The 26330-nt window shown below is 38.0% G+C and carries 22 protein-coding genes; 19 read left to right on the forward strand and 3 right to left on the reverse strand.

Annotated elements, in window-relative coordinates; translation table 11 throughout:
* Position 1: 1 nt before the first annotated feature.
* The 19 genes from LHV68_03685 to LHV68_03775 all read left to right on the forward strand — a co-directional run bounded on the left by LHV68_03685 (position 2) and on the right by LHV68_03775 (position 22092).
* The gene (locus tag LHV68_03685; GenBank protein MCB4790969.1) at positions 2-886 is read left to right on the forward strand and encodes a glycosyltransferase; all 885 of its coding nucleotides are present in this window, start codon (positions 2-4) and stop codon (positions 884-886) included.
* A gap of 39 nt (positions 887-925) precedes the next feature.
* Entirely contained in the window at positions 926-1573 is a 648-nt protein-coding gene (locus LHV68_03690; GenBank protein ID MCB4790970.1) for a class I SAM-dependent methyltransferase, read from the forward strand.
* A 1-nt stretch (position 1574) separates the two neighbouring features.
* Entirely contained in the window at positions 1575-2684 is a 1110-nt protein-coding gene (locus tag LHV68_03695) for a glycosyltransferase family 4 protein (protein MCB4790971.1), read from the forward strand.
* Positions 2671-4476 (forward strand): glycosyltransferase family 39 protein, encoded by a 1806-nt coding sequence (locus LHV68_03700; GenBank protein MCB4790972.1) that lies wholly within the window; start codon positions 2671-2673, stop codon positions 4474-4476. Before LHV68_03695 ends, LHV68_03700 begins: the two co-directional genes overlap by 14 nt.
* On the forward strand, positions 4473-6329 hold the full coding sequence (locus LHV68_03705; GenBank protein ID MCB4790973.1) for a bifunctional GNAT family N-acetyltransferase/class I SAM-dependent methyltransferase: 1857 nt from the start codon (positions 4473-4475) through the stop codon (positions 6327-6329). Before LHV68_03700 ends, LHV68_03705 begins: the two co-directional genes overlap by 4 nt.
* Positions 6330-6382: 53 nt before the next feature.
* On the forward strand, positions 6383-7465 hold the full coding sequence (locus tag LHV68_03710; protein ID MCB4790974.1) for a glycosyltransferase family 4 protein: 1083 nt from the start codon (positions 6383-6385) through the stop codon (positions 7463-7465).
* Positions 7462-9762 carry an ATP-grasp domain-containing protein gene (locus tag LHV68_03715; GenBank protein ID MCB4790975.1) on the forward strand — a complete coding sequence of 767 codons (2301 nt, stop codon included), beginning with the start codon at positions 7462-7464 and terminating at the stop codon, positions 9760-9762. Before LHV68_03710 ends, LHV68_03715 begins: the two co-directional genes overlap by 4 nt.
* A complete protein-coding gene (locus LHV68_03720) occupies positions 9752-10456 on the forward strand; it encodes a PHP domain-containing protein (GenBank protein MCB4790976.1) in 705 nt (234 codons plus the stop codon). The genes LHV68_03715 and LHV68_03720 overlap by 11 nt, the downstream gene beginning before the upstream one ends.
* Positions 10456-11550 (forward strand): glycosyltransferase family 4 protein, encoded by a 1095-nt coding sequence (locus tag LHV68_03725; protein ID MCB4790977.1) that lies wholly within the window; start codon positions 10456-10458, stop codon positions 11548-11550. The genes LHV68_03720 and LHV68_03725 overlap by 1 nt, the downstream gene beginning before the upstream one ends.
* 61 nt (positions 11551-11611) lie before the next feature.
* The gene (locus LHV68_03730) at positions 11612-12811 is read left to right on the forward strand and encodes a glycosyltransferase (protein ID MCB4790978.1); all 1200 of its coding nucleotides are present in this window, start codon (positions 11612-11614) and stop codon (positions 12809-12811) included.
* 12 nt (positions 12812-12823) lie between these two features.
* Positions 12824-14002: a glycosyltransferase gene (locus tag LHV68_03735; GenBank protein MCB4790979.1), complete on the forward strand. Its 1179-nt coding sequence runs from the start codon at positions 12824-12826 to the stop codon at positions 14000-14002.
* 137 nt (positions 14003-14139) lie between these two features.
* Positions 14140-15192 (forward strand): DegT/DnrJ/EryC1/StrS aminotransferase family protein, encoded by a 1053-nt coding sequence (locus tag LHV68_03740; protein MCB4790980.1) that lies wholly within the window; start codon positions 14140-14142, stop codon positions 15190-15192.
* Positions 15193-15323: 131 nt separating this feature from the next.
* On the forward strand, positions 15324-15998 hold the full coding sequence (locus LHV68_03745) for a WbqC family protein (GenBank protein ID MCB4790981.1): 675 nt from the start codon (positions 15324-15326) through the stop codon (positions 15996-15998).
* 107 nt (positions 15999-16105) lie between these two features.
* Positions 16106-17497: a PHP domain-containing protein gene (locus LHV68_03750; protein MCB4790982.1), complete on the forward strand. Its 1392-nt coding sequence runs from the start codon at positions 16106-16108 to the stop codon at positions 17495-17497.
* A gap of 142 nt (positions 17498-17639) precedes the next feature.
* On the forward strand, positions 17640-18440 hold the full coding sequence (locus tag LHV68_03755) for an AAA family ATPase (protein MCB4790983.1): 801 nt from the start codon (positions 17640-17642) through the stop codon (positions 18438-18440).
* 114 nt (positions 18441-18554) lie between these two features.
* Positions 18555-19169, forward strand: a complete 615-nt coding sequence (locus LHV68_03760) for a PIG-L family deacetylase (GenBank protein MCB4790984.1) — start codon at positions 18555-18557, stop codon at positions 19167-19169.
* Positions 19170-19194: 25 nt separating this feature from the next.
* On the forward strand, positions 19195-20349 hold the full coding sequence (locus LHV68_03765; protein ID MCB4790985.1) for an undecaprenyl/decaprenyl-phosphate alpha-N-acetylglucosaminyl 1-phosphate transferase: 1155 nt from the start codon (positions 19195-19197) through the stop codon (positions 20347-20349).
* Positions 20346-21104 (forward strand): transporter, encoded by a 759-nt coding sequence (locus LHV68_03770; protein MCB4790986.1) that lies wholly within the window; start codon positions 20346-20348, stop codon positions 21102-21104. The genes LHV68_03765 and LHV68_03770 overlap by 4 nt, the downstream gene beginning before the upstream one ends.
* 106 nt (positions 21105-21210) lie before the next feature.
* Positions 21211-22092, forward strand: coding sequence for a PHP domain-containing protein (locus tag LHV68_03775; GenBank protein ID MCB4790987.1), 882 nt, complete (start codon positions 21211-21213; stop codon positions 22090-22092).
* A 54-nt stretch (positions 22093-22146) separates the two neighbouring features.
* Here LHV68_03775 and LHV68_03780 read toward each other — a convergent pair whose 3' ends face one another.
* The 3 genes from LHV68_03780 to LHV68_03790 form a co-directional block, all read right to left on the reverse strand.
* On the reverse strand, positions 22147-24339 hold the full coding sequence (locus LHV68_03780; GenBank protein ID MCB4790988.1) for a glycosyltransferase family 39 protein: 2193 nt from the start codon (positions 24337-24339) through the stop codon (positions 22147-22149).
* Between the two features lie 109 nt (positions 24340-24448).
* Positions 24449-25144, reverse strand: a complete 696-nt coding sequence (locus LHV68_03785) for a polyprenol monophosphomannose synthase (GenBank protein MCB4790989.1) — start codon at positions 25142-25144, stop codon at positions 24449-24451.
* A gap of 13 nt (positions 25145-25157) precedes the next feature.
* Positions 25158-26294, reverse strand: a complete 1137-nt coding sequence (locus LHV68_03790; protein MCB4790990.1) for a glycosyltransferase family 9 protein — start codon at positions 26292-26294, stop codon at positions 25158-25160.
* Positions 26295-26330 lie beyond the last annotated feature (36 nt).

Below are 26330 nucleotides of genomic sequence, written 5' to 3' on the forward strand. Positions count from 1 at the left end.
GATGGGCATTACAGTAGGCGCTGTTATTGTTGCATATAACAATTGCAAAGGGCTCAAGGCTCTTTTGAATTCTTTATACTTACAGAAATATCAGCTTGAAGAAATCATTGTTGTAGACAATTCAACTAATGATGATACCAAGATTATGATAAAAGAGAGTTTTGACAAAGTAATTTATCTTAAGATGCCGGAAAATATAGGAAGTGCCGGAGGCTATTACGAAGGGATTAAATACGCTTCTGCAAAAAATGATTATGTTTGGACTTTGGATGATGACCTTATTATTTTTCCTGAAACTCTCCTGCGCTTAGTAGAAGGGATAGAACATCTAATAACTATAGATAAAATCGGTGCTGTTCGCTGCACATTCGAAGCCGGTATCAGAAACTATTTTAAAATGGATGGTTTTGCATGGCGAGGAACACTTATTAACAGCGCTGTTATAAAGGAAATCGGATTTCCAAACAAAGATTATTTCATGTATAATGAGGACGTAGAATATTCCTTAAGAATCAAAAGGGCTGGGTATAAAATGTATTACATATCCGACAGCAGGATGGAAATTTCCAGGCCGAACCAGACTGTTTACAGCGTGCTTGGTTTGAAAATAAGTTTTTATGATGACCCTGCCAGGTTATTCTACGGCATTCGAAATTCAACAGTAACCTTTATTAAATATTTCCTTTTCTTAGAACTTTTTAAACTAATCGGTTACATTGCAAAAATCCTTATCTGTCTAATAATGCTGCCTATAAAAGATAAAAATAGATACTTAAGTGCAATTATACAAGGTTTTTGTAATGGTATATCCCGAAAACTCGGGAAAGACCCAAGGTTTTTGCCCAGATCTGGAATTACCAAATTGGCCCCTGAAGCGACTAACTGATTGAACTGTGATTTAATGAGGCAGGGGCAGGAACATATTATGATTGAAGAAATAAAACCATCTGATTATCTTTATACAGAAAGTATAAGAAAAGATATACTACCGCTTATAAGGGAAAAAGTGGATACAGCACTTGAAGTCGGGTGCAGCTATGGCAACACTCTGTCCTGGCTGAAGCAGGAAGGATACTGTAAAAAGGCATTTGGCATAGAGATTAATGAGAATGCGGCAAAGATCGCAAGTCAGCGACTGGACGGCGCATATCACGGGAACATTGAGAAAATGGATGTGCCTATAGCAGCCGGGAGCATAGACCTGCTTTTGTGCCTTGATGTGCTGGAACATCTTTTCGACCCCTGGGCTGCATTAAAAAAACTAAAGGACCTTATGTCTCCTAACGGCACCTTAATAGTAAGCATACCTAATGTACAGCATTTTTCGATCGTATTGCCTTTATTTTTTAAAGGGCAATGGGATTATTCAGGGTCCGGGACTCTGGACAAGACACACCTGCGATTTTTTACTGGCCGGACTCTGCGTGAAATGATTACTAATTCCGGATTCCAAATTGAAATTATTCACACCCCATCAATTAGAGGATCTAGGAAATTGTTAAACACACTCACATTTAAAGTTTTTCAGCCTTTACTTGTATTTCAATATCTTTTAAGGGCAAAAAATAAATAAAATGATAAATATTCTATACTGGTCAAATTATGCAGCACTAACTCGCGGGGGGCAAAAGAGCTTAAGTTACATACTCAGGGATATAGACAGAAGCAAATATCAGCCGGTTTTAGTTTCACAGGAAACTGGCGGGCTGACTGACTTTGCCAATAAACTGAATATACCAACGGAAGTATTAAAACTTCCGCGATTAAGGCCGCAGAATATTATAGATATTATTAAGTGCATATACAATTTTTGGAAACTCCTAAAAAAATACGATGTTAAAATAGTTCATTCGGAAGAACTATTAACGGTCTTATATACTGCTATTTTCAGGCTTATGCTCAATATAAGGACTATATGGCATGTTAGAGTCTTTTGGGATACACCTCTTCAGAAATTCGTATCTTTATTTATCAGTGACAGGATTATCTGTGTTTCAAATAAAATTGCGAAAAGTTTTCCAAATTCGCAAAAAGTTTTTATTGTACAAAACGGCATCGATGTGACTGAATATGACCCTAATTCTCCCAGGCTGCTTTCAGATAAACTAAAGGAGGGAACAACGCTTATTGGATATTTAAACAATTTAGTGCAAACCAAGGGCACTCATATTTTAGTTCAATCCATACCCTATGTAGTTAAGTTATACCCTGATGTAAAATATCTGATAGCAGGCAGCGGTGAAAAAGGTTTTATAAATTATCTGGTTGATTTGTCTAAAAAATCAAAAGTCTATGAGAATATTATATTCTGGGGTGAAGAATTAAATAACTCAAAAGAGCTTCTTAACCGCTTTGCTATCTATATAATGCCGTCTTTCTCCGAAGGAATGGCAAGAGGTTTGTTAGAAGCTATGGCACTTGAAAAACCCATCGTTGCTTCCGACACAGAAGAAAATTCAGAATTATTAACTCATAATAAAACAGCTCTCTTATACAGAAGAAATGACCCTGCAGATCTCGCAGAAAAAACAATAACCTTATTAAAGGACACTAAATTTGCCGAAGGGCTTGGCAAAAACGCCCGCCTTCATGTTTCAGTAAATTACACCCATAAACTTACTATGGATAAGATTTATTCTGTTTATAAAGATTTTAAAAGGAGTAGCTATAATGACTACAACTAATCCCTTTAATTGGTATTTATTACTTGTGATTGCATTATTTCTCTTCCTGTCAAGCACGTTAAAGCGGGCCAGCCAAACACCCGGTCAGGATGAGCTTCCTTTGCTTGTAGCAGCTGATAATTTATACACGAAAGGTGCTCCTATATCATATATCAACCCAAACCTTTTAGAAATAGCCAATCCTCATTTTAATTTAAGAAGTATTTATTATTCCTTTAAATTATTTGGCAAAAACATTGTCTCTGCAAGGCTCAGCAGTATTGTATTTGCATTTGTTGGCGTAATCCTTATATTTTTTGTTGTGCTCTCTTATTCTAAAAATGAATTGCACAATTACTTCTTGCAGTGGGCATCCATTGTAACCCTTATTTACGCTTCAACGCCTGCCGTACTCCAAGGTGCTTTGCTTTTACAAATGGATACAACAACTCTAATTCCTTCGGTAATACTCTACTTATTCGCGATTTCAAAAAATATGAATAATAAATCTTTTATGTGGAGTGTTTTATTAATTATTTTTACTGCCATAGCTCTCTGGGCTAAATTAATAACATCTGTTGTTGTTATTGCATTTTCTTTATCCTTTATTTTATTCTACATGTTATCTGCCGGTCAGGGCCAGGGTAACGATATAGAAGAAAATAAGATTCAAGATAAAAGCAAGGCGTTTAGTTTTTTGTTCAGCTCTAACCTGCTTACTGCTGTCCGAATCCTGCTGGCAATATCGTTAGGAGTATTATTATTTCTTATTTCATGGTATATTTACTGCAAGAGCACCAATGTAACATTTTCCGGGCCTTTTAAATATTTTTTCCTGTCATTTTCTTCCAACTCCAAGCAAATGTCTTCCTGGGATATTTTCCAGAATGTTTCTCAATTATTTATGTGGATCGGAGTATTTCCTTTGATATTATTTTCTGCAGTTTTAATCAATAAATTATCTGATAGCTTAAAAACAAAATCCTTAAATAAGGAAGATATTTTTATCTTCTGCGGTACTGCGCTTTTTATCGGTTACAGTTTTATAGGCGGATCAAATTTTGGATACCCTAAATACCTGATACCTGCGATCTCTTTAATATACATTCATATTGGCATTGAATTATCTAAAAACAGTTGTGATATAACGAAATTCGGAATTAAGAATTATTTAACCATTGCTGTGTTTTCATTTTTAATTACATTCTTCATTGTCGGAGACCCTTTATATACAGCAAGGTATTTATTAAAAGAGTCTATTGTTTTTGGAGTCCCAGAAAAGTTCTCTCTGTTAAAAAATATTGCAGTCAGATTAACTTTATTTTGCGCGGCATGCTTTATGTTTTATTTATTTTATCTTAAAAATATTATCCTGAGGTCAAATTTAATCATAATTTTACTAATATTATCCCTGGGTTCAAATCTGGCAATGTCCTTAAAACAAACAATTGCAAAATATCACACGGGTTTTAATTACGGCTGTATCGGCACCGCTGAGGCATCCGAATATATTCGCGCGAATACTTCGGACAATAAAATAGTTATTGTTCCAAATGAAATAGGCTATTATTTACAATCAAACCATCCCGGTTATTCCAACAATGATGTCTGGAGTAATAAAAATAATTTAGTGACTTTGCTTTCTGATGCAGCTACCCAGGGGATAGCTTACAGTATACCCACAAATACTGTTTATCAGATTAAAACCATTCTATTTGACCCTGACATACAGAAAATTATTAAAAACAATTATTCAGTAAAGAAAATCGGAACATATTACATCTGGCTCCGCACAAATAAAGGTTCAACATGAAAACACTGTTGGCGGTTAAAGAATCAGAAAAGGAAATATTTAATAATTTTGCAGCTAACTCCGGATGCTGTCATATTTTCCAATCTTACGAGTGGGGAGAAGTTAAGAGAGGCGACGGCTGGATGCCTCACCGCTATGTTGTAACAGAAGACGGGAAAATAAAAGCATCTATTTTGCTGCTTGAATTTAAAATATTATTTTATTCTATTTTATATGCACCCAGGGGGCCAATTCTTGATTACAATGATGCTGAGACATTCAATTTTCTCATTTCTGAATTAATAAAACTTCCTATTTTTAAGAATTCTATTTTCTTGCAGATAGACCCCTACGTAATCCGCAATGATAAGTTGCATAACCTTTTGGCAAATAACGGATTTTTTATGCGAAAATGCGGTTATTTTTATATTGAACAGCCAAAATACGTAGCAGTATTGGACATAAGCCCTGCTTTTGATGAAATTTATAGTAAATTCCATCATCATCACAAACGGAACATTAAAATTGCGCAAAAAAACAATATTACTGTAGAAACCAGAGATGATTACGAGGCGCTGGAAATATTTTACAAAATGCTCAAAGCAACAGGCACAAGAAAACGTTTCCTAGTGCGCCCGTTCAGTTATCAAAAAAGAGTATTTAACAATATTATAGCTAACGGAAAAGGGAAAATAATTTTTGCAAAATATAATAACGAAATAATTTATGGGCAAATGATCTTTTATTTCGGCAGCAAGAGCTGGTATATGTATGCAGCGTCAACCCTGGAACATACTGAATCAAAACCTAATTACATCCTCGTAACTGAGGTTATAAAATGGGCAAAATCATTAGGTATTACCAGCCTCGATTTCAGAGGTGCAGGAGCCTGGGATTTACCGAACCATCCCAACAGGGGGATCTATGATTTTAAAATGCGGTTCGGTTCGTCACTCTGCGAAATACAAGGAGAATACTTTATGGTTTTCAATAAAAAGCTGTTTTCTTTATACGTTATGGCAGGAGAGCTCTTAGGTAAGCTATTAAAACTGCCGGGGATTATTTCAGGTTTAATTAAAAAGCTGTTAAATATTTTTTCATCGGCTTCTTATGCGGATAAAATGACCAAGCTCACTTTTGACAAATACGGAGAAAAAGAAGAACTGGAGGAATACACCAGGCGCTTAATTGAAGACGGCCTTGGATTTGAAGAGAAATTTATTGATAAATATATAAAAAGCCCTGCCAACATACTTGTGGAAGGGTGCGGTGCGGGAAGAGAATCAATTCATCTGGCAAAAAAAGGGTTTTCTGTGACAGGCACAGATTTTCAGCCTAAAATGGTTGAATCGTCTAAAATAAATGCTCAAAAATCAGGCTTAAAAATAGATTTTAAAACAATGAATGCCTGTAGTTTGGGATTTACTGATGATAAATTTGACGCCATAGTTATATTTGGATCTACTATTGCCCATATACCAGGCAGGCAAAACAGGATAAAAGCTTTAACTGAAGCAAAAAGAGTATTAAAAAAAGGGGGAAGTATACTTATTTCAGTACCTTCCAAGCATTGTAACTACAAATATACAATTTATTTTATCGTTATGGACAATCTGCGCAGAGTTCTTAATATGTTTTTCATTAGAACCATGGAAACCGGAGACAGGTTGGCTAAGAAAGTAAGCGGGAACGTTATTTCAAAAGGCAAAAGCTTTCTCCATATGTATTCAGTAAATGAAATGATAGATGATATACATTCAGCAGGTTTAGAGTTTGTTGAAGCAAAATCAAGAAAAGAGATCATGAATGATTTAACTGCTCCAGCACAAACAGAAAAGGATTATTTTATTTACTTTTCTGCTAAGAAAATATGATTCCGGTGCTTAAATGACAGGATTACCGTGATACTTCAGTTTAAGGGATAATAATGAAAATAATAATCGACGGCAGGGAATTCATAAGGGGGAAGTTGACCGGGATAGGACGTTTTTTACTAACCTTGATGGACGAAGCTATTCCTTTAAAAACCGATTGGGATTTCACTCTTATCCTAAACCAGCACTGCGAGTATAAAGGCCGGCTTTACTCTAACCTCAAAATTATAACAATTAACGAAAAAATAACTTTATTTACCGACCAAATTCAGATCCCACTGCTAATCAATGAACTTAATCCTGATATTTTTTTTTCGCCGTATTACAAATGCCCGCTATTGACAAAAACTCCAAAGATAATAACAATACACGACTTGACTTTTTTCGCGCTAAAAAGTCATTCGGAACATGCTAAATTTATATCAAAATTGTGGTATAGAATGCATACAGGCAGTGCTTCAAAAATCATTACAGTATCAAATTCATCTGCTTCAGATATAAACAATATTTTATCCACACCAAAGGACAAAATTAAGGTAATATACAATACAATTTCTTCTATTTTTGAGCATAAAAACGAAGAAGAGGTAAACAAAATTAAATCAAAATATGGAATAAATAAAAAATACCTGCTTTATGTGGGAAATTCAAACCCGCATAAGAATTTACGTAACCTTATGGATGCATGCAACGAATTACCTGAACATACTTTAAATGAACATACCCTCGTCTTAGCTGGAATCGGAAAAGACTTTACCCTGAACAACAATAAAATTAAATGCCTGCCAATTTATTTTGTAGATGAAAGTGACCTGCCAGCCCTCTACAGCGGCGCTGAACTTTTCGTATTCCCTTCTCTATATGAGGGTTTTGGATTTCCACCGCTTGAAGCTATGGCCTGCGGGTGCCCTGTAGTAAGTTCAAACACTTCATCTTTGCCTGAAGTACTCGGCGATGCATGTATTTATTTTGACCCATACAATAGATCTGAAATAACTAATGTTATTTATTCAGTCTTAACGGATACAAGTCAACTAAAAACGCTTAAGGATAAAGGTAGGCGGCAGGCAAAGCTATTTCTAAATAATCAGAAGAGGGCATTGGATTTTATTTCTATCATTGCAGAGAGCGCATGAACTCACAAACTGATTTAAAGCATAATTACAGTAATATCTTATTAATAATAGTCGCAGGCATCGGCGACTTTCTTGAATCTATCAACGCCATAAAAACTATCAGAGACTCAAATCCTCAAACCTCTATCTCTCTTCTTGTCTCATCAAAAGTCTACGATTATGCCAAAGAATGCCCTTTTGTAAATAATGTCTACTCATTCCCTGTTTCCAAGGGTAAAGGGTATAATTTTTATAATTTAGGTACTATCATACGTATTTTTAGGGGACTGAGAAGCAAATCCTTTCAGGTTGCATTGAATTTGTTTGAAGTATCTACCTGGGGTGGAGCTGTAAGGATGGCCTTGCTTCTTAAAATAATAGGAGCCAAATATTCCATAGGCAGGAATTCGGATGGGAAAGGATTTATTTTTTCAAAAAGCATTGAGGATAATACCGATGACATATTTAACCAGGCGCATTATTTTGACCGCCTCGCAAAGCTTCTAAGCGGCGATAAAAACATCTCCAAAACGACTATGCCCTGGATATCCGATGGAGATAAAGCATCCGTCGATTCCTTGCTTCTAAGCTGGGGGTTTAAAGCAACAGATAATATATTATTGATAAATCCGGCTTCTGACAGATTAACCAGGCGCTGGCCAAAAGAATATTTTGTAAAGGTGATAGAACATTTTGCAATAAAATATTCATTTAAACCGGTCATCGTAGGGAGTTTTGACGAACAATCTATTGCTGATGAAATCCGCAGGCTTTCATCAGTCTCAGTTTATTCTGCAGCGGGAAAAGTAAAAATAGGCGGGTTGATAAGCCTGATAAGGCGTTCTAAGATAGCCTTTACGACAAACAGTGCTTCAATGCATATCGCGGGTATCTGCGGTGTCCCTTTTGTTGCACCTGCAGGGTCGGGTAACCCCTGGAGGGACAAACCAAGCGGCGAAGAAAATAAAATGATACTTCTTTGGAAAAAAATCGATTGTAACCCATGCAGTTATTGGAAATGCCCGAAAAGTAATTACATGGAATGCATGAACATCATTTCACCGGAAGAGGCGATCAGGGCCGGAGAACATCTTTTAAAAGCTCCTTTGCAATACTATAAAATAAGAACGAATAAAAGCAGAGTATTAGTAACAGGGGCAAGGCAAAGGACCGCCTTATACGTTATCCGGTCCCTTGGGATAAGAGGGTTCGAAATAACTGCGGTAGAAGCACACCTAAGTAAGTGGCTAAACTTAGGTTTTGCGTCAAAGTATGTAAAAAACAGGATTATAATGCCTAATGTGATATCTGAACCTGAAGCTCACCGCAAAAAACTGCTTGAGCTTTGCAAAGAACACGACGTTCTTTTACCTATCACCATGTATTCGCTTAAGCTGGTATCAGAGCACCTTGATGAATTCAAAAAAGTAATAAAAGTGGCCGTAGCTGATGTTGATACACTTAATAGGGCAAACAATACTGAAACAGCGCTTAGACTTGCAAATGAATGCGATATTCCGACCCCAAAAACATATTTTATTGAAAACCTTGACCAGGTAAAAGAACTTAAAGGTATTCTAAATTACCCTGTCTTTATAAAAGTTAAAGAAGAACTGGCATTGGCCCCTTTTCAAAGACATATTAAGGTATCCAATGCAGGCGAACTTTTAGATAAATACAGGCAAATCCATAATATGCAGCCGTTCCCTATGATACAGGAATTTATTGAAGGCCGCGGGATGGGGTATTTTGCTCTCTTTGATAAGAATTCACACCCAAAAGCTGTATTCGGGCATAGAAGAATACGGGAATATCCGGTAGATAACGGGCCAAGCACCTGTTGTGAAAGCTACCGTGACCCGAAAGTTATGGAATACGGCGAAAAACTTCTTAAGAAACTGAACTGGTACGGGCTTGCAATGGTTGAGTTTAAAATGGATATTAAAGATAATATGCCGAAACTGATGGAAATTAACCCCCGGGTCTGGGGCTCTATGCCTCTTGCTATAGAAAGCGGGATTGATTTCCCGTATTTATGGTATAAACTGGCTATGGAGGAAGAAATACCCCAAACTACTTCATTTAAAGAAGGGGTAAAATTACGATTTTTTCTTAATGATATGCAGGCTGCATTAAGTTCTTTAACAAAAATTAATAAAACCAGAGAATACTTTTTAGGTTTTATAAAAGACATTTTTGATTTTAAAATAAAAGACGGGATAATTAAGCTATATGATATTAAACCCGGGATAATTTATTTCGGAAAGGCGATATCATTTTTATTCAGGCTTCAAGGGAAACACGAACATGATGTTTGATCTTCATATCCATTCAAAATATTCCTATGACTCGTTTTCCGAACCGGAAGCTATAGTTAAAACCGCCAGAAAAATCGGGTTAAACGGCATAGCTATTGTGGACCATGACTCTATTAAGGGAGCCCTTGAAGCGCAAAAGTATGCAGGCAGTGATTTTTTCGTAATAAACGGTGAAGAAATATATACAAAAGAATGTGAAATAATAGGGCTTTTCCTGAAAGAAGAGGTTCATGCAAATAACGTTATGGAAGCCATAAATGAGATAAAAAAACAAGGCGGAATAGCCGTACTTCCTCATCCTTATAAAAGAGCAGCAACGATCAGTGAAAATATCCTTGAAAATATTGACGCCATAGAAGCATTCAATTCAAGAGGCGAAAATTCAAGGGCAAGCAAAAACAATGAAAGGGCCTTTGAGCTTGCAAAAAAATATAGCCTGCCTGTAATCTGCGGCAGTGATGCTCACTTTTTATTCGAGATAGGTAGGTCAGTCTGTACAATAGATACTGCTTCAGATATGACAGAGTTAAAGAATTCTATCTTAACCGGAAAAACTAAAATCGGCGGAAGAACATCATCTCTTTTAAATGAGTTCATGAGCCAGATAGTCAAAATGATAAAATTAAGAAAACCTTCCATGCTTTTAAGAGCTCCCAGGAAGATTATAAAAATGTTTTTTTGCAGGGATAAATAATGAGGATAGCAATAGACGGCAGGGCGCTAAATAAATATAAACCCGACAGTATCGGCAGTGAACTCTCTGAGGCTGTTAATTCTATAGCCGGTATCAGAAAAGATTGGGAGTTGCTTGTAATCCTGAACCAGTTCGGTGAGTTTAAACCTGTTTTACCGAACGTAAATACCTTATCCATAAAAGAATTCCTATCTTTAGCGGCAGACCAGATCGCGATACCCCGGCTTTTAAAACGCCACAATATCGATGTGTTTTATTCTCCGTATTTCAGGTGCCCCGTTCTTTCAAAGGCACGCAAAATCATAACTATCCATAACTTCACTTATTTAGTCCTGAAAGTCCTTTATGCGGAAAAAGATGTCAGCCAAAGCATAAAATTAAATATTGCCTGGAAAAAAATACTGGCTGACAGTGCCTCTAAGATAGTTGCCCAATCCCAGAATTCCGCAAATGATATTGTAAATATTTTGAAAATACGGGAAGATAAAATATCCGTTGTTTCTCCAAGTATAAGCAATAACTTTATGCCTCAAAACGAAGAAAACATTACGGCGGTAATGAAGAAATATGCCGTAACGAAACCATATATTTTATACGTCGGAAATTCAAGGCCTTATAAGAACGTCGATAACTTAGTCAAAGCTTTTGAAAAATTGCCTAAAACCTTCCGGGACGAATATAACCTGGTGCTGGCTGGTGTAGGGGAATTTAAAACAGGCTTGAAAAACTGCATTACTATAGATTTTATCCGGCACAACAACGATGACCTCCCTTCTTTATACAGCGGTGCGAAATTATTCGTATTTCCGTCATTATACGAGGGTTTTTGCTTTGCGCCTCTTGAAGCCATAGCCTGCGGCTGCCCGGTACTAAGCTCCAATACATCCTCAATGCCTGAAATATTAAATGATGCCTGCTCATATTTCAACCCTAACAACATAGAAGAGCTGTCAAAGAAAATCCATACAATCCTTAACACTACTTCGCTTTTAGAGGAATTAAGGGAAAAAGGCCTTAAGCGTGCATCCCATTTTTCAATTACGAATAGCTCAAATGAATTTATAAAACTAATAGAAACACTTATCAGCGGATAGCGTTTAGCGTAGAGCGAATAGAAAAAGCTTTTTGTCTTGTATACGCTGAATGCATAAAAATATGAATAATAAAATAAAAATAATACATATTATTACGCGCATTGATGTCGGAGGGACTGCTGATGATATTACAACTATTTTCAATAAGCTTGATAAGAACAAATACGAGCAGATACTTATCTACGGGCCGGGACAGGTTGATTTAGGCGACACAGTACGAAATTACAGGATACCCGAATTAAAAAGAGAACTATCGTTAATGGACGATTTTGTTTCGTTTTGGAAAATATACAACATAATAAATGATGAAAAACCTGCGATACTACATACCCACTCATCCAAATCCGGTTTTTTAGGAAGGTGGGCTGCCTGGCTTTTTAATCTACTAGCTACATTCCGCATTCAGCATTCCAAAATTAAGATCGTTCATACGCCCCACGGACATGTTTTTTACGGTTATGAATTTGGCAGGCTAAAAACCAGGCTTTTCATTTTATTGGAATGTCTTACTTCACCTATCACGGATAGGTTTATAGCGTTAACTGAAGGGGAGAAAAATGAGTCCGTTAAGTTCTGCCGGGTTAACCCAAAAAAATGGGAAGTGATAAACAGCGGTGTCGGGCTTGATGACGCTTTGATAGAGCAAAGCTGCATGAAAATTCAGGAAAAAAGGAAAGAGTTAGGCATTGGGTCCAATATCTTGGTTATAGGGACAGTTGCAAGGCTTGTACCGGTAAAAGGCATTATGTATTTGATCGAAGCTGTCCCTTTGATACTAAAATCATATAAAAACAGCCTTAAATTCCTTATAGTGGGAGACGGATTGCAAAAAGATGCCATAGAAAAAAGAATAAAGGAGTTGAACCTAGAAGAAAATATAATCCTTACCGGCATGAGAAATGACATATACGAGTTAATGTCCGCAATGGATATCTATGTCCAGCCTTCTCTCAATGAAGGAATGGGAATAACCCTTATCCAGGCACAAGCCGTAGGGCTTCCTATAGTTGCGTCAAGAGTACAGGGTATCCCTAATGCAATAAAAGAAAATGAAACAGGCATGCTTATCCCTCCAAAAGACCCGGCAGCTTTATCTAAAGCTGTTTTAAAACTGATTGAAAACGTGGATTTAAGAAAAAACATGAGCGCTCGGGCAAAGATCTGGGTTTGTGAAACCATAGACGGCTGCAGGCGTTTTAGCCCTGAAAGAATGATAAAGATGCATGAGAAGTTGTATGAAGAAATGATACAGGAAGTTTAAACTTACAAAAGCATGAACATCCTTATATACGATGAAAACTTTCATAACATTTACGGTACCGTTAAATACATACTGCCGGTTGTTGAGCTTTTATCCAAAAAACATGATATTACCCTATTAGGAGATAGTTATTTCGATCCTAATGATTTCAAGATGCATTATGGCATAGCTTTAAAAGATGTAAACCCGCAATACCTGGATTATAGACATTCCGGCATAAACCTTATCTCGCACTGGCAGCATATCAAAAAATGTGGCCAAATATCTGAAATAACAGAAAATTATGATGTATTTATAAATAACAAGTACGAAAACCATTGGGAAATAAAACCCAGGGCAAAACAAAATATCGGCCTTATTTACTTCCCTCTCAACCCTTACCACAGGTACCTGCAGGAGGAGCCGCATAAATTCATAAAAAATACCTTAAGAAAATTACTCTTAAGCTCGCCTAAAAAATACGACTTTGCAGACCAATACCAACAGACCGTTACAGTAAGCGATTTTAGCAAAAAGTTAGTCCAGAAGTTCTGGAATTTCAAAGAAGTCTCTGTGATATACCCCTGGATAGACATTATGGCGGAAAACAAGAAAACAGAAAAAAAGAATGTTATATGTTCAGTTTTAAGGTTCCGCTCGCATTACTCACAGCACCTGGATAGAATGATAGATAGTTTTAAAATTCTGCACAAGAGCGAAGCAAAAGGCTGGTCTTTTCATATTGCGCTCGGAATTAGGCATAGCGGTAATGAAAAAATAATACGTTATATAGAGCATTTAAGGTCTTTGGCACAGGGGTATCCTGTTTATTTTCATATAAATCTATCCAATGAAAGACTTTCGGACCTGTACGGAATGTCAAAAATATTCTGGCAAATTACAGGGTACGGAAGCCATGTTGATAAAAATCCGGAACATTTCGAACCCTTTGGCATGCCTACGGTTGAAGCTATGAATAATCAGTGCGTCCCTGTTGCTCTAAATGAGGGAGGGCAAAAAGAAATAGTGGAAAACAATATATCCGGATTTCTTATAAGCAACCTGGACGAGTTCAGGCAGGCGACTCTTTTATTGATAAATAAGCCGGAAGTTTTAAATGCTTTTTCTAAAAATGCTTATATTAGGAGTATGATGTTCTCTAAGGAGAGATTTATTTTACAGTTTAGCAAAATTCTGGATAAATTAGTATAATAAGATTATTGGGAAACCAATAATCTTTGATTACAGTGATTAGTAACTGCGTTTACAGTGACACTTCGACGGTGATTAATCATTGTGATCTTGAAGTTAATCACCGTAATCAGAAGTAAGAAATCACTGTACTCAATATGAATGAAATGAATATTATTCCTCATTCAAAACCATTTATCGGCAGTTCGGAGATTGAACAAGTATGCAAAATACTTGCTTCCGGGAAAATTGCTGCCGGCACCCAAGTATCTTTGTTTGAAAAATATTTCTCAAAATTTATGGGGCTAAAAAATGCCGCAGCTGTTTCATCCGGAACGGCAGCTCTCTACCTGGCGCTCCTTGCGCTTAAAATAAAAAATAATGACGAAGTAATAATACCGAGTTACGTATGCACTGCGGTATTAAATGCCGTTACCCTCTCAAATGCTAAACCTGTGTTTGCTGATTGCAACAGTGATGATTATAACATATCGGCAGAAGACACTAAAAAAAAGATCACAACAAGGACAAAAGCTATTATAGTTCCGCACTTGTTCGGCTTGCCTGCTGATATTAAAACAATATGTTCTTTTGGCATACCGGTAATTGAAGACTGCGCTCAAACTCTTTCGGCGGATTGTTACGGCAAAAAAGCTGGCCAGTGGGGAGAAATATCGATATATTCATTTTATGCAACAAAACCTTTTACGACAGGTGAAGGCGGGATGGCCCTGTCAAACAATAAGAAATATACTGAATTTATTATCGATTACATCAATTATGATGAAAAAACGGATTTAGAACCAAGGTTTAACTTTAAAATGACTGACTTCCAGGCCGGGCTGGGCATAATCCAGCTTAAACGGTTACCTGATTTTCTTAAAATGCGTAAAATCATAGCAAACAAATACAACAAAGCATTCTCAGAAAAGGGATTACTGCTACCTGTCTCTTATCCGGAAAAAGAACATACTTTTTTCAGGTACGTTATCGGCAATGTAGCTAAGATAGATAAAAAGCTTTCAGCTTTTCAAAAAAAGGGTGTTACGGTGCGAAGACCTATTTTCATGCCTTTACACCTATACTTGAAAAAGAAAGGTTTTATCAATTCCGAAAAAGCCTGGAATACTTCTATATCACTTCCAATCTACCCGCAAATGACAAATAAAGAGATAGATAAAGTAATAGAGATTGCAGACGATATTTTATAGCGTATAGAATCCCCATGTTTAAGGTGTAAGGGATAAGGTCTAAGGTCTAAGATTTAAAACTTACCCCTTACACCTTGTTCCTTATCCATGTTTTTATACGCTTTCCGCTGCACGCTAATAAAGGATTCTTAATGATAGTAGGTATTCATCAGCCGCAGTTTATGCCCTGGTTGGGTTATCTGGACAAAATACTTAAGTCCGATATTTTTGTATTCCTTGATGATGTGCAATTTAAGAAAAATGAATGGCAAAACAGGAACCGTATAAAAACCGCTCAAGGGCCTCAATGGCTGACCGTCCCCGTTTCATTCCACTTTCCTGAAAAAATAACAGAAGTAAAGATCAATAACGAAACAAACTGGAAAAAAAATCACAACAATGCTTTTATTACAAATTATACAAAGGCAAAGTATTCTAACGATATTGTAATGCTTTTTTCTGATGTTTATGGAAAAGACTGGGAATATTTATCAGAACTTAACATTCAAGTTACCCTTAAGCTAATGGGATACCTGGGAATAAAAACTAAAACATTACGCTCCTCAGAAATGGAAACCACGGGCACTTCAACAGAAAGGCTGGTGAGCATCTGCCGGCAATTAGAAGCTGACATATATCTATCTGGAGCGGGCGGGAAAGATTACCTTGAGGAAAACAAGTTTTCCGAAGCTAATATCAAGGTTATTTTCCAGGAGTTCAAACATCCTGTTTATCCACAGTGTTTCGGAGAATTCATTTCAAACCTATCGGCCATTGACCTGTTATTCAATTGCGGCCCGGACAGCAGGGATATACTTATTAGATAAGGGTTAAGATATAGATTATGGAAAAATAAGAATTTTTACAGTTAGTTTAATCTCTTTACCTTTATTTTAATCTGTACCATGAACGCTAAATAATATATGGATAACTGATGAAACGTGTGTTGGCACTCCTATTTATACTGCTACTTTTGGCCGAGGTTTTAAATGCCGGGATGCAGAGAGTATCATGTATTATTCATCTACATTCTTCTTTCAGCTACGACAAATTCCTGTCTTTAGCGGAAATAGCAGGTGAACTGCACAATAAAAACATCGACGTATTAATGCTGACCGACCATGCGTCCGTACACCTTGAATACGGGCTATGGCCATTTGAAAATTTGTTAAAAAGAACGTATTCTGATAATTCCGTTATAAAAGCGGGCCCGGAAAAATACTTTTTAGAAATAAAGAAAGCTGAAATTGATAATCCAGGCCTGATGATAATTCCGGGGGTTGAAGCAAATGTATTCTACTACTGGACAGGAAACCCGTTCCGCGGAAAGCTTACCTTAAATGATTGGAATAAGCACATGCTTATAATCGGGCTGGAGAAACCTTCCGATTATTATAGTTTACCCATTCTTGCCAACCCTCATTACAAAAAATTCAATGCTATCCTTTTATGGCCTGTTATCCTGATTTTTGTAGGGTTTGTATTAGGATATAAAAATATATTTTCCTTATTTATTATAGTCACCGGAATGCTGTTTCTATTAATAAACTACCCTTTTACCAGCGCCGAATTTAACCAGTATTACGGGCACAAAGGTGAAAAACCGTATCAAAACCTGATAAACTATGCCAACCAGAAAGGAGCTTTAACCTATTGGGCTCATCCTGAAGCTCCGAATTACGACAATCCTCAAAATCTTGGCCCTGTGAATGCTATTACAAAAAAATACCCGGAAAGCATTTTAAATACCTTGGATTATACCGGCTTTGCCATTTATGCGGAAGGCTATAGGGCTGTCGGCCAGCCTGGAGGCTTCTGGGACCAGGCTTTATTAGAGTATTGCAGTGGAAAAAGGGCAAAGCCTGTCTGGGCTATCGGCGAACGTGATTATAGCACGGATAAAACAATATTAGCTGCGTTATTTAATGAGCTCTGGGTAAAAGACAAAACCAAAGAATCGGTCATGGAGAGCCTTAAAAACGGGAATTGTTATACCGTCTGGAAAACACCCGACTGGGGTTTAACTCTTGATGATTTTTATGTTTCAAACGGGAAAGATACCGCAGTCTGCGGGCAGGAAATACAATATCTCGGCCCGCCAAGGATAAGTTTATCCGTAGGCTCGACAGACAACAAAGAACATAAACTCAGCATTAAGCTGATAAAAAACGGAGAAATACTGAGGGTGTTCGAAGGCGCCACACCCCTGAAAATAATCTACGATGATACGTCAAATTTTGATGCGGGAAAAAGTTATTACCGGCTTGTCGTTGAAGGCCAGACAAATTGCCATATAGCGCTCAACCCCGTTTTCGTTAAAAAGTGAATTTATTTGATTTTTATGATATAATAGGGACGATAAATATTGTTCCTTGATTACGGTGATTAAACGGCAAGATTATAGTGATAAATCTTTGACGTAGCACCGTAATCAGTTTTTAAAAATCGCTGTAATCAACCAGGATGCTATGTACGAAAAATATTGGAACTTAAATGAAAACCCTTTTGAGAACACTCCTGATACTAAATTCCTTTACAACTCCCTCCAACATGAAGAGGGGCTCAACCGTATGCTTTATGTAGTAAAAGAAGGAAAAGGAGCAGGCCTTTTGACCGGTGTTTACGGCTGCGGGAAAACGCTGCTTGCACGGGCACTTATGAAAGAGCTTGAGAGCTCGATTTATAAAGTGGCGATACTTACAAACCCGAGGCTTGACGACATCGAGATGCTGAGGATGATAGCTTACCACTTGGGCACGACCCAACCCCCGACCCATAAAGCGGATGTACTTATAACTCTTGAAAAGATATTTCGGAATAATTTAAGCGATGGCAAAAAAACAGTTGTAGTTATTGATGAGGCGCATGCTATAGAAGACAAGAATATCTTTGAAGAAATACGGCTTCTCTTGAATTATCAGCTGGAAGATAAATTCCTTCTTACGCTCCTTATCCTGGGCCAGCCGGAACTCAAAGAAAAAATCGAAGCGAACAAGCAGTTGAACCAGAGGATAGCGATGCGTTTTTTTCTGCAGGCCCTGGAAAAAAATGACACTGACAATTACATAAGGTTCAGGCTTAAAAAAGCCGGAGGGAACCAGGACCTATTCACAGCCGAGGCCATGGCTTTGATACATGAACGCTCAGGGGGTATACCAAGAAGGATAAACCAGTTATGCGATACGTCTTTGCTTACAGGCTACGGAAAAGAGGCGAAAACTATCGATAAAGATATAGTTCAGGAAACAATAAGCAGTTTGTCATTGTGACACTGAATAGAATAAAACCAGGGATAGGGGGTAAGGTGTAAGGGATAAGTGAGACCGAGGTTTTTCTTACACCTTACTCTTTACACCTTATCCCTGAAGTCAATGGAGATGATCATGAAAATTCTTGCCATAGGATCACATCCGGACGATATTGAGTTTGGCTGCGGGGGTACGTTATGCAAACTTTCAAGAAACGGGCATAAGATAAATATTCTTGTTATGACAAAAGGGCATCACGGCGGGGATGAAAGAATAAGGGAAAAAGAGCAGGAAAAATCCGCAAAGATGCTAAATGCGAAATTGATCTGGGGAGGGTTCACAGACACTCAGATTCCGATAGTAAAAAGTACAATAAACCTCATCGAACACCACATCAAAGAAATACAACCGGATATTATTTTTGTGCCGTTCCGGGAAGATACCCACCAGGACCACAGGGCGGTTTCCCGTGCGACCCTTACGGCTACGAGATATATAAAGAATGTCCTGTTCTACGAAGGGCCAACGACCGTCAATTTCTCGCCGGCAAGCGTTTTTGTAGATATAGGTTCTGTATTCAATAATAAACTTAAGCTCCTTAAAGCGCATAAATCACAGGTTTTTGCTACAAGGATAGCTGACCTCTCAATCCTGGAGAGCGTTCATGCTACTGCAGTTTTTCGAGGCCTGCAAAACAGGGTTAAATTTGCCGAAAGCTTCGTACCGTTAAGGATGCAAGTATTTTTGTAGAACCAGCTTACAGCTGAAGGTATTTATGAAAGATAACGATCACTGGCGGAAAGCGTATTATGTATTATTAGCAATACTTCTTGTCATTTTAATTCAGCCGAGCGGCGGAACCTGGGCTTTTTTATTGGGTGTGCGGTGGTTATATATCCTAATGCTTTCCTTCGTCTGTGCACAGCTTCTGGTACCTGTTACGATAAAGCTTGCCTTTAAATACGGAGTTTTAGACCATCCTGACCAAGAAAGGAAAATACATAAATCCCCTATCCCGAGGATAGGAGGCACCGCGATATTTTTAGCCATCATCCTTACCTGCTTAAGAAATTTTAAGTTTACCCCGGAGTTCACAAGCCTGATAATAGGAAGTTCCATTATCTACCTGACGGGATTTATTGACGATATCCATCCTCTTTCAGCAATGACGCGCATAATCGCACAGCTTATCGCATGTTTTATAGTTATAAACAGCGGGATTTGCATGACGATTATTCCCTATGGCGTTCCTTTTAAAAAAACCATAGAAGTAGTTCTGACCGTAATCTGGCTTATAGGGATAGCAAATGCCCTGAATTTTTTAGACGGAGTTGACGGCCTGGCCGCCGGAATGACGGCTTTGTGCGCTTCCCTTTTCTTTGTTATTTCACTTCCCACCCATCAGAAGCACCTTGGTTATTTATCAATAGCAATTACCGGTTCATGCCTTGGTTTTTTGACATATAACTGGAAACCTGCTGTGGTATATATGGGCGATGCAGGCGCCACCTTCTTGGGGTTTTTACTTGCAGGACTTTCAATAATGGGCGGCTGGGCCTATAACAGCCCGTTGGTATCCTGCGCTACGCCTATATTAATACTAGGTATACCTATTTTTGACATGATATATATTACGATTTCAAGGATAAAGAACGGGCAGGTAAAAACATTCACCCAATGGCTCGAATATACCGGAAGAGACCATTTCCATCACAGGCTTATGCATCTTGGTTTATCCGAAGTCCAGACGGTTATTTTTATCCTGGCTGTTAATCTTTGCATCGGCCTTGGAGCTATTGTGGTAAGGGATACCGAAACCAGGTACACATTCATAGTTCTTTTTCAAAGTACTTTAATATTCTTAATAATAACGGTTTTAATGATACTTGGAAAAGACAGGACTATAAGAATTATAGAGAATAATAAATGAATTTTAAAGTTTTATTTTATATATTGCTATCTTTCATGTTATTCCTGCCAGGCCTTTCTCAGGCAAGAATAAATATTTTTGACCCTTGGCATCCGGGGCAGGATTCCGCAATTGGAGATGTCAATTCGTATCAATCTGTATTTACTTTTAAAAGCGGAACAAATTTCTTTGAACTTCCTGTACATTTCACTTACATTGCAACCGACAAAACAGAAGCAGGCGGTGCCTGGGGAATAAAATCAGCAGGTGGTAAAACAGGGATTAATGACCTCCAATTAGGCATTAAATACCAATTAATGGACGGGCTAGGAAATAAGCCGGCGGTGCTAGGAGAAATAGCAGCGTCGCTTCCTACGGCAGACTCTACCCGGGAGCTTGGGCTTGGCTCTGCGGGATTTTATGTGCATTGGGCGTTAGAAAAAAAGTTTGAAAATATCGTAGGTTATTTTGGCCTGGGGCTCGGGATTTTCGGCGAAAACAGCGATAAGGTCAAGCAAGGCAATATATTTATGTACCATATCGGAACAAGCTTCCCCTATAAGAATAAATACAGGTTACACACCGAACTTAAAGGTTATAACCACAGCAACACCAAAATTAACGGAGTGGAGTTTTTGGATTCATATCAAGAAATGTATTTTGCCCCTGGAGTTAACTACTTCTGGAAAAAGAAGCATACATTATCCGCTTCCTTATTAATTGGTTTAACATCCAAATCCAACGATCTAGGCTTATTTCTAGCCTGCAATTTCTAAATGCACAGCGTTTAGCGTAGAGCGTAGAGCGAATAGGAATATCAAAGTCTGATAGGTTTTAGCTTTTCTAAACCCTAAACGCTATCCGCTGTACGCTAGAAATAATATGGAACCTATTCTAAAGAATATCGACCTTCACGTACATACCACTTATTCTGACGGCTCCTTTAAACCCGCTGAAGCTGTACAATATGCAAAAAAAATGGATCTAGCTGCCATAGGCATAACAGACCACGACATAACCGACGGCATACCGGAGGCTATAGAGGAGGGAAAAACTCAAGGTATTGAAATCATTCCAGGAGTTGAACTGTCATCCGGCATAGGAAACAACCAGGAATTGGAGCTGCATATCTTGGGTTACTTCATTAATTTTGAAGACCAGCCATTTCAGGAAACACTGCTTAATTTCAGAAAAGCCCGTTTAGTAAGGGCACAGAATATCCTAAAAAAACTCAGTAAAGAAGGCGTCTACCTTAAAGAATCAGATATTTTCAAGGACCATGAAAAAGGGTCTATAGGAAGGCTTCATTTTGCCAAGGTAATGCTCGAACAGGAGTATGTAAAAGATATATCTGAAGCATTTAAAAAGTACCTTGGCTATAACAAACCCGCCTATGTGCCAAAATACCGTTTAAAAGTTGAAGAAGCCATAAAAATGATATTAAGAGTAGGCGGCATTCCTGTCCTTGCTCACCCTGTAATAGGAAGTTACCACGTCAAAAATATTCTAAAGGACCTTGTAAATTTCGGTCTTAAAGGCATAGAAGTCTGGCATATAAAACACCCTCCAGTTATTACTGAAGAGTTTACTCAGATAGGCAATAAATTAGGGCTTGTTTTGACAGGCGGTTCTGATTGCCATGGACAAATGGTGGATGGATCCGCGATAATGGGAAAGGTCAATGTCCCTTATAGCGTTTTAGATGGCCTTAAAAGAGCCAAGCAGGATATCGATAAAGAAAATATGCTAAAAAATGTTGTGTAATGATTTAATGTGTTGTATTTTAAATGATTAATTTAAAATATATAAAGTTATACATTAATTATTATGAGCTATCTTTTTATACTTTAGTACTGCCAATATAATCCAACCGCAGAGCAAACCTACGAGAGCTCCAAATAAAACATCTATCGGAAAATGAGCTCCTAAATAAATCCTTGAAATTCCAACAAGAATTGCTATTAGAAAGAATAGGATCCGGTAGTTTTTGAACCTGGAGCTTAGGAAAACAGCTGCACCGAACGAAGATTGTGTATGGCCGGACGGAAATGAACACCTGTAAAGCTTTTCTCCAAGTACATGTACTTGATCGCCCCATAATGTCAATGGTCTTACCCTGGCACACATTTCCTTAAGACTGTGAACAATTATAGCTCCTGCAAGGACTATCACTAAACCGATGATAAACTCTTGCATAAAATACTGTCGCCTGTAATGCCATAAGATGAACCCGACTATAACTGCCAGAGGAAGCCCGTTGCCTATAAAAGAGAAAGCCATCATAATATAGTCCAGTATTTTGGATCTTATACCCCTGTTTATTATCCAGAAAAACTTATAGTCCAGGTTAAGAAGCGCCTGCTTTAATGTCAATTGCGGTGGCAATATGGCAGATGTATATGTCATTTCCATTTTTTCAGGCATAAAACCCTTTCCGTACCACAGCCAAAAAATCCTTATTTTTCTTCCTTTTCTAAATATCTCTACCGGCTCAAGCTTTTGCCACGATTTAAAAGGGAAGAGTACGGTCGGGTCCTGATAAAAATTGCTGTTACAGACAAAAATGCCGTCTTTGTCTTTAAGTTCCGATATATCTCTCTGCCAGAAACCATAGGCATCTATCCTCCCGCTGAAACAATATATCCTGGGGTTTTGCGGTACATAGAACTTAAGCTGGCTTGCCAGATAATGCCTGTGAGTAAATATGAAAGGGACAGATTTCCTTTCATCCTGAGCTTGTCGAAGGATTTCGTTTATTCTTTCCCCGGCAAGATCCCAGCCGTACGTATCATTAGTTATATCCACTTTTTCGGCTTTTGTTATACCGTCTTCTATTTTCATAGCTTCTTTCTTGGTCAAAAACATCTCAGGTGGAAGTATCTTGTACATCGCCTGCAGCGGGACTAAAGCCGTCAGAAATAAACCAAACCCCCAGGTAAAATAAGTGGTTACCCTGAGCCATCTCTTATTCCAGTTCGATACTGTAAAATGGGCAACACCTATCACCAAAACAAGGTATCCTGTGGCAGGCCAATGGGGGAGTATTTCATTGAAACTTGCAATGCCGTTGAACAGGAAAAGCGTCGGGAAAGAAAAAGAAAAGAGGAACAGGTACTTTTCGTTCAGTTCTTCTGAAGTGACTTCTAAAGAAGGCCCCTTTTTAAAAAACCTGGCCTTTATTAGCTCAAAAGACCTTGCGGCAATATAAAATAGTACAAACCAATAAATAAGGAAAAGAAAAGGAGATATATATCCTGCCTGAGCACCGAGGCATTTGCCTAAAAGCATGAATGAAAACTTTGGCGTCTGTTTACCGAAACCATGCTGCAGCTGGTAACCGAAAGAAGCCCAGCTGTTAGTTAAATTCCAGATCACTACAGGGCTAAAAATAAAAAATGCAATTATTAGGGACAGGTAAAGGTCCGTTCTTTTCAACTGGTTTAGATATTTTTTAGAACAAATAAGGAAAACAAGAGAAGACGGTATCAAAAGCACCATATTATACTTGCTTAAGAGCCCAAGCCCCAGAACTACACCCATCAAATACCAGTTTAAAGATGCGGAGGTTTTAATCAGTTTCCAAAACAGATAGATGTAGAGCATCCAGAAAAAGGCAAGCGGTGAATCCGGCACGGTTAAGACTGCACCTAAAAAAGAAAAGACAGGAGTTATGTTTATCAGAAGTATGCTAAAAAATGCTATTTTATCATCAAACATATCCTTTGCCAGAATAAAAATTATGATGCTCGTTAAAAAAAACAGGGCTACGGCAGGAAAACGGACTGCAAATTCGTTTATTCCTAATACAGAACCGAATAGCTTTATTATATAAGCGATCATCGGCGGGTGGTCAAAATAAGAAAGCTGCAGATTCTGGCTGAATGCAAAATAATGTGCTTCATCGTCGCCAAGGCCGATACGGCCAATTACAAATAAACGCAGCAATGCTGTGGCTGATATCAAGAGCCAAAATGAAGCGGTGTATTTGATTGATCGATTGAGTATTTTCATATTCTTTAGCGTCTGCTGTAGAAGGTTTCAGGCATCTGGCAGCAGGAGTCAGTAAAGACAAAAATAGCTATTTTTACTGAAGCCTGAAACCTGATGCCTGATACCTTTTCTATGATAGTAGTTTCAGTTTCCATACCCTGAATAAGTATTTTAGCAAAGTGGATGTTTTTAACTTTGATTCTCCACTTAGCCGGGGCATGAATTCTATAGGCACTTCAAGCAATCTGAGGTTATATTTCTTTGCATAAAAAAGGACCTCGGTTACAATGAAAGGATCCCCTGCTTTTAAATGCGGGAGTATTTTTAACAGTGCTTCTTTTTTAAACATTCTAAATCCAGAAGTAGGGTCACAAATGTTTATTCCAAGAACCATAGACAGGTAATTCCTTGCGAATGCGCTTATTAACCTTCTTAAAGCGGTCCGTTTTTCATCTTTCCCTTCTTTTACGTAGCGGGAGCCTATTACTATATCTGCGTCTTTTATTTTTTCTTTAAAACTCCGGATAAATCTGGGGGGGTGTGAAAAGTCAGCGTCCATCTCAACTATGAGGTTTGCTCCCATTCCAAGCGCTTTCTTAAACCCGTCAATGCCTGCCCAGCCTCTTCCTCTATTTTCTTTTCTGAGCAGTAAATGAACCCGTTTGTTTTCATTTGATAAGCTTTCCACTGTCTGGTAAGTTTTGTCCGGAGAAAAATCGTCAACGACAAGTATCTCTATTTCAAGAGGGATATCAAGTATTTCTTTTATAAGCTGCCCGATGTTCCCTGATTCGTTATAAGTAGGTATGACAACTACTATATCCATAGAAAATTTATAGTTAAACTACTAATATGTTTTGACCGAAGGAACTTAAAAATGCTTTCCACACCGCAGCAGGTTCAATTAATTCCATACAACTAGGTTTCTTTTTACAGTCAGCTATGTAACAACAGACACAGCCGGCAGGGGAGACTATTTTCATGCAGCGGCCGTAGGCCTCGATCTCACTTGCAGAGGTCGGGCCGAAGAGCGCCACGACATTCTTTTTTAACCCCAGGGCCGCATGCAGGGCCAAGGTATCGCCTGTAATGACTATATCGCAAAGGTTAAGCAGGGCAAAAAAATCATGAATGGAATTAACACCCGTATTTACAGCTTTGTTCGCAGATCTTTTTATTATTTCAGCTATAAGCTCTTCTTCATTTTTATTTCCAAAAAGAAGTACCTTGCCGCCCGTCGCATTGATACGCTTTATTATCTCAAGGTATCCGTTCACAGTCCACTTTTTCATGACCCATCTTTTACCTGCCCCAGGATTGATACCTACAACAACCCTGCCTTTAAGGCCGTGCCTCTGGGCAAACTTTTCAGCTTTTTCCATAGATTCTTTTTTTAAAATAGTACATATCTCGTAATCGGATTTAGGCAAGCCGGTTATCTTTGACATGTAGTATTGGTAAGTTTTTTTATTTGCTTTCTTAAGATCATCAAATGCGCTCATTTCAAGCCATTTTTTCGCATAAGCATTTGAATATTTGACATTCCTGCACTTATCCAGGTAAAAGCCTATTTTTATATTTGCGATCGCCAACGTAGCCAGGCTCAGGCTTGTTGGCGAAAGATCGAGATTGACCGCTATGTCAAATTTTTCGGCAGTAATATGGGAGAAGATATCCTTATCAAGCGTCCATATCCTGTCAACATAAGGGTTCCCGTCAAGGATATCCACGGATTCAGGAGCAACAAGCCAGGTTATGTATGAGTTTTTGTATTTATCCTTCAGGCCCGGCAGTAAAAATGTAGTCCTTAAAACATCTCCCATAGCATCGAGTTTTACTATTAATATCCTTGTATGTTTTTTTAAATTCGAAGATATCGTAATATAGTTTTTGCAGTCGGAGCAATGAATCCCGCTTTTTTTGTGGAATTTACACGGCCTGTCCAGAGAAAAATGGATGCAATTTGTTTTTATCATTAGAGATGTCTCCTGCCGGATGGATTCTTCTAATAA

It is taken from the genome of Candidatus Liberimonas magnetica (genome assembly GCA_020523885.1).
In the GTDB taxonomy this organism is placed as follows: domain Bacteria; phylum Elusimicrobiota; class Endomicrobiia; order Endomicrobiales; family JAFGIL01; genus Liberimonas; species Liberimonas magnetica.

Excerpts from the sequence above, each read along its gene's own strand:
- LHV68_03740 (MCB4790980.1), top strand. The coding sequence starts at position 14,140 with ATGAATGAAATGAATATTATTCCTCATTCAAAACCATTTATCGGCAGT.
- LHV68_03700 (MCB4790972.1), top strand. The coding sequence starts at position 2,671 with ATGACTACAACTAATCCCTTTAATTGGTATTTATTACTTGTGATTGCA.
- LHV68_03710 (MCB4790974.1), top strand. The coding sequence starts at position 6,383 with ATGAAAATAATAATCGACGGCAGGGAATTCATAAGGGGGAAGTTGACC.
- LHV68_03720 (MCB4790976.1), top strand. The coding sequence starts at position 9,752 with ATGATGTTTGATCTTCATATCCATTCAAAATATTCCTATGACTCGTTT.
- LHV68_03730 (MCB4790978.1), top strand. The coding sequence starts at position 11,612 with ATGAATAATAAAATAAAAATAATACATATTATTACGCGCATTGATGTC.
- LHV68_03780 (MCB4790988.1), bottom strand. The coding sequence starts at position 24,339 with ATGAAAATACTCAATCGATCAATCAAATACACCGCTTCATTTTGGCTC.
- LHV68_03760 (MCB4790984.1), top strand. The coding sequence starts at position 18,555 with ATGAAAATTCTTGCCATAGGATCACATCCGGACGATATTGAGTTTGGC.
- LHV68_03690 (MCB4790970.1), top strand. The coding sequence starts at position 926 with ATGATTGAAGAAATAAAACCATCTGATTATCTTTATACAGAAAGTATA.
- LHV68_03750 (MCB4790982.1), top strand. The coding sequence starts at position 16,106 with ATGAAACGTGTGTTGGCACTCCTATTTATACTGCTACTTTTGGCCGAG.
- LHV68_03715 (MCB4790975.1), top strand. The coding sequence starts at position 7,462 with ATGAACTCACAAACTGATTTAAAGCATAATTACAGTAATATCTTATTA.
- LHV68_03785 (MCB4790989.1), bottom strand. The coding sequence starts at position 25,144 with ATGGATATAGTAGTTGTCATACCTACTTATAACGAATCAGGGAACATC.
- LHV68_03705 (MCB4790973.1), top strand. The coding sequence starts at position 4,473 with ATGAAAACACTGTTGGCGGTTAAAGAATCAGAAAAGGAAATATTTAAT.
- LHV68_03765 (MCB4790985.1), top strand. The coding sequence starts at position 19,195 with ATGAAAGATAACGATCACTGGCGGAAAGCGTATTATGTATTATTAGCA.
- LHV68_03725 (MCB4790977.1), top strand. The coding sequence starts at position 10,456 with ATGAGGATAGCAATAGACGGCAGGGCGCTAAATAAATATAAACCCGAC.
- LHV68_03685 (MCB4790969.1), top strand. The coding sequence starts at position 2 with ATGGGCATTACAGTAGGCGCTGTTATTGTTGCATATAACAATTGCAAA.
- LHV68_03790 (MCB4790990.1), bottom strand. The coding sequence starts at position 26,294 with ATGATAAAAACAAATTGCATCCATTTTTCTCTGGACAGGCCGTGTAAA.
- LHV68_03755 (MCB4790983.1), top strand. The coding sequence starts at position 17,640 with ATGTACGAAAAATATTGGAACTTAAATGAAAACCCTTTTGAGAACACT.
- LHV68_03735 (MCB4790979.1), top strand. The coding sequence starts at position 12,824 with ATGAACATCCTTATATACGATGAAAACTTTCATAACATTTACGGTACC.
- LHV68_03695 (MCB4790971.1), top strand. The coding sequence starts at position 1,575 with ATGATAAATATTCTATACTGGTCAAATTATGCAGCACTAACTCGCGGG.
- LHV68_03775 (MCB4790987.1), top strand. The coding sequence starts at position 21,211 with ATGGAACCTATTCTAAAGAATATCGACCTTCACGTACATACCACTTAT.
- LHV68_03745 (MCB4790981.1), top strand. The coding sequence starts at position 15,324 with ATGATAGTAGGTATTCATCAGCCGCAGTTTATGCCCTGGTTGGGTTAT.
- LHV68_03770 (MCB4790986.1), top strand. The coding sequence starts at position 20,346 with ATGAATTTTAAAGTTTTATTTTATATATTGCTATCTTTCATGTTATTC.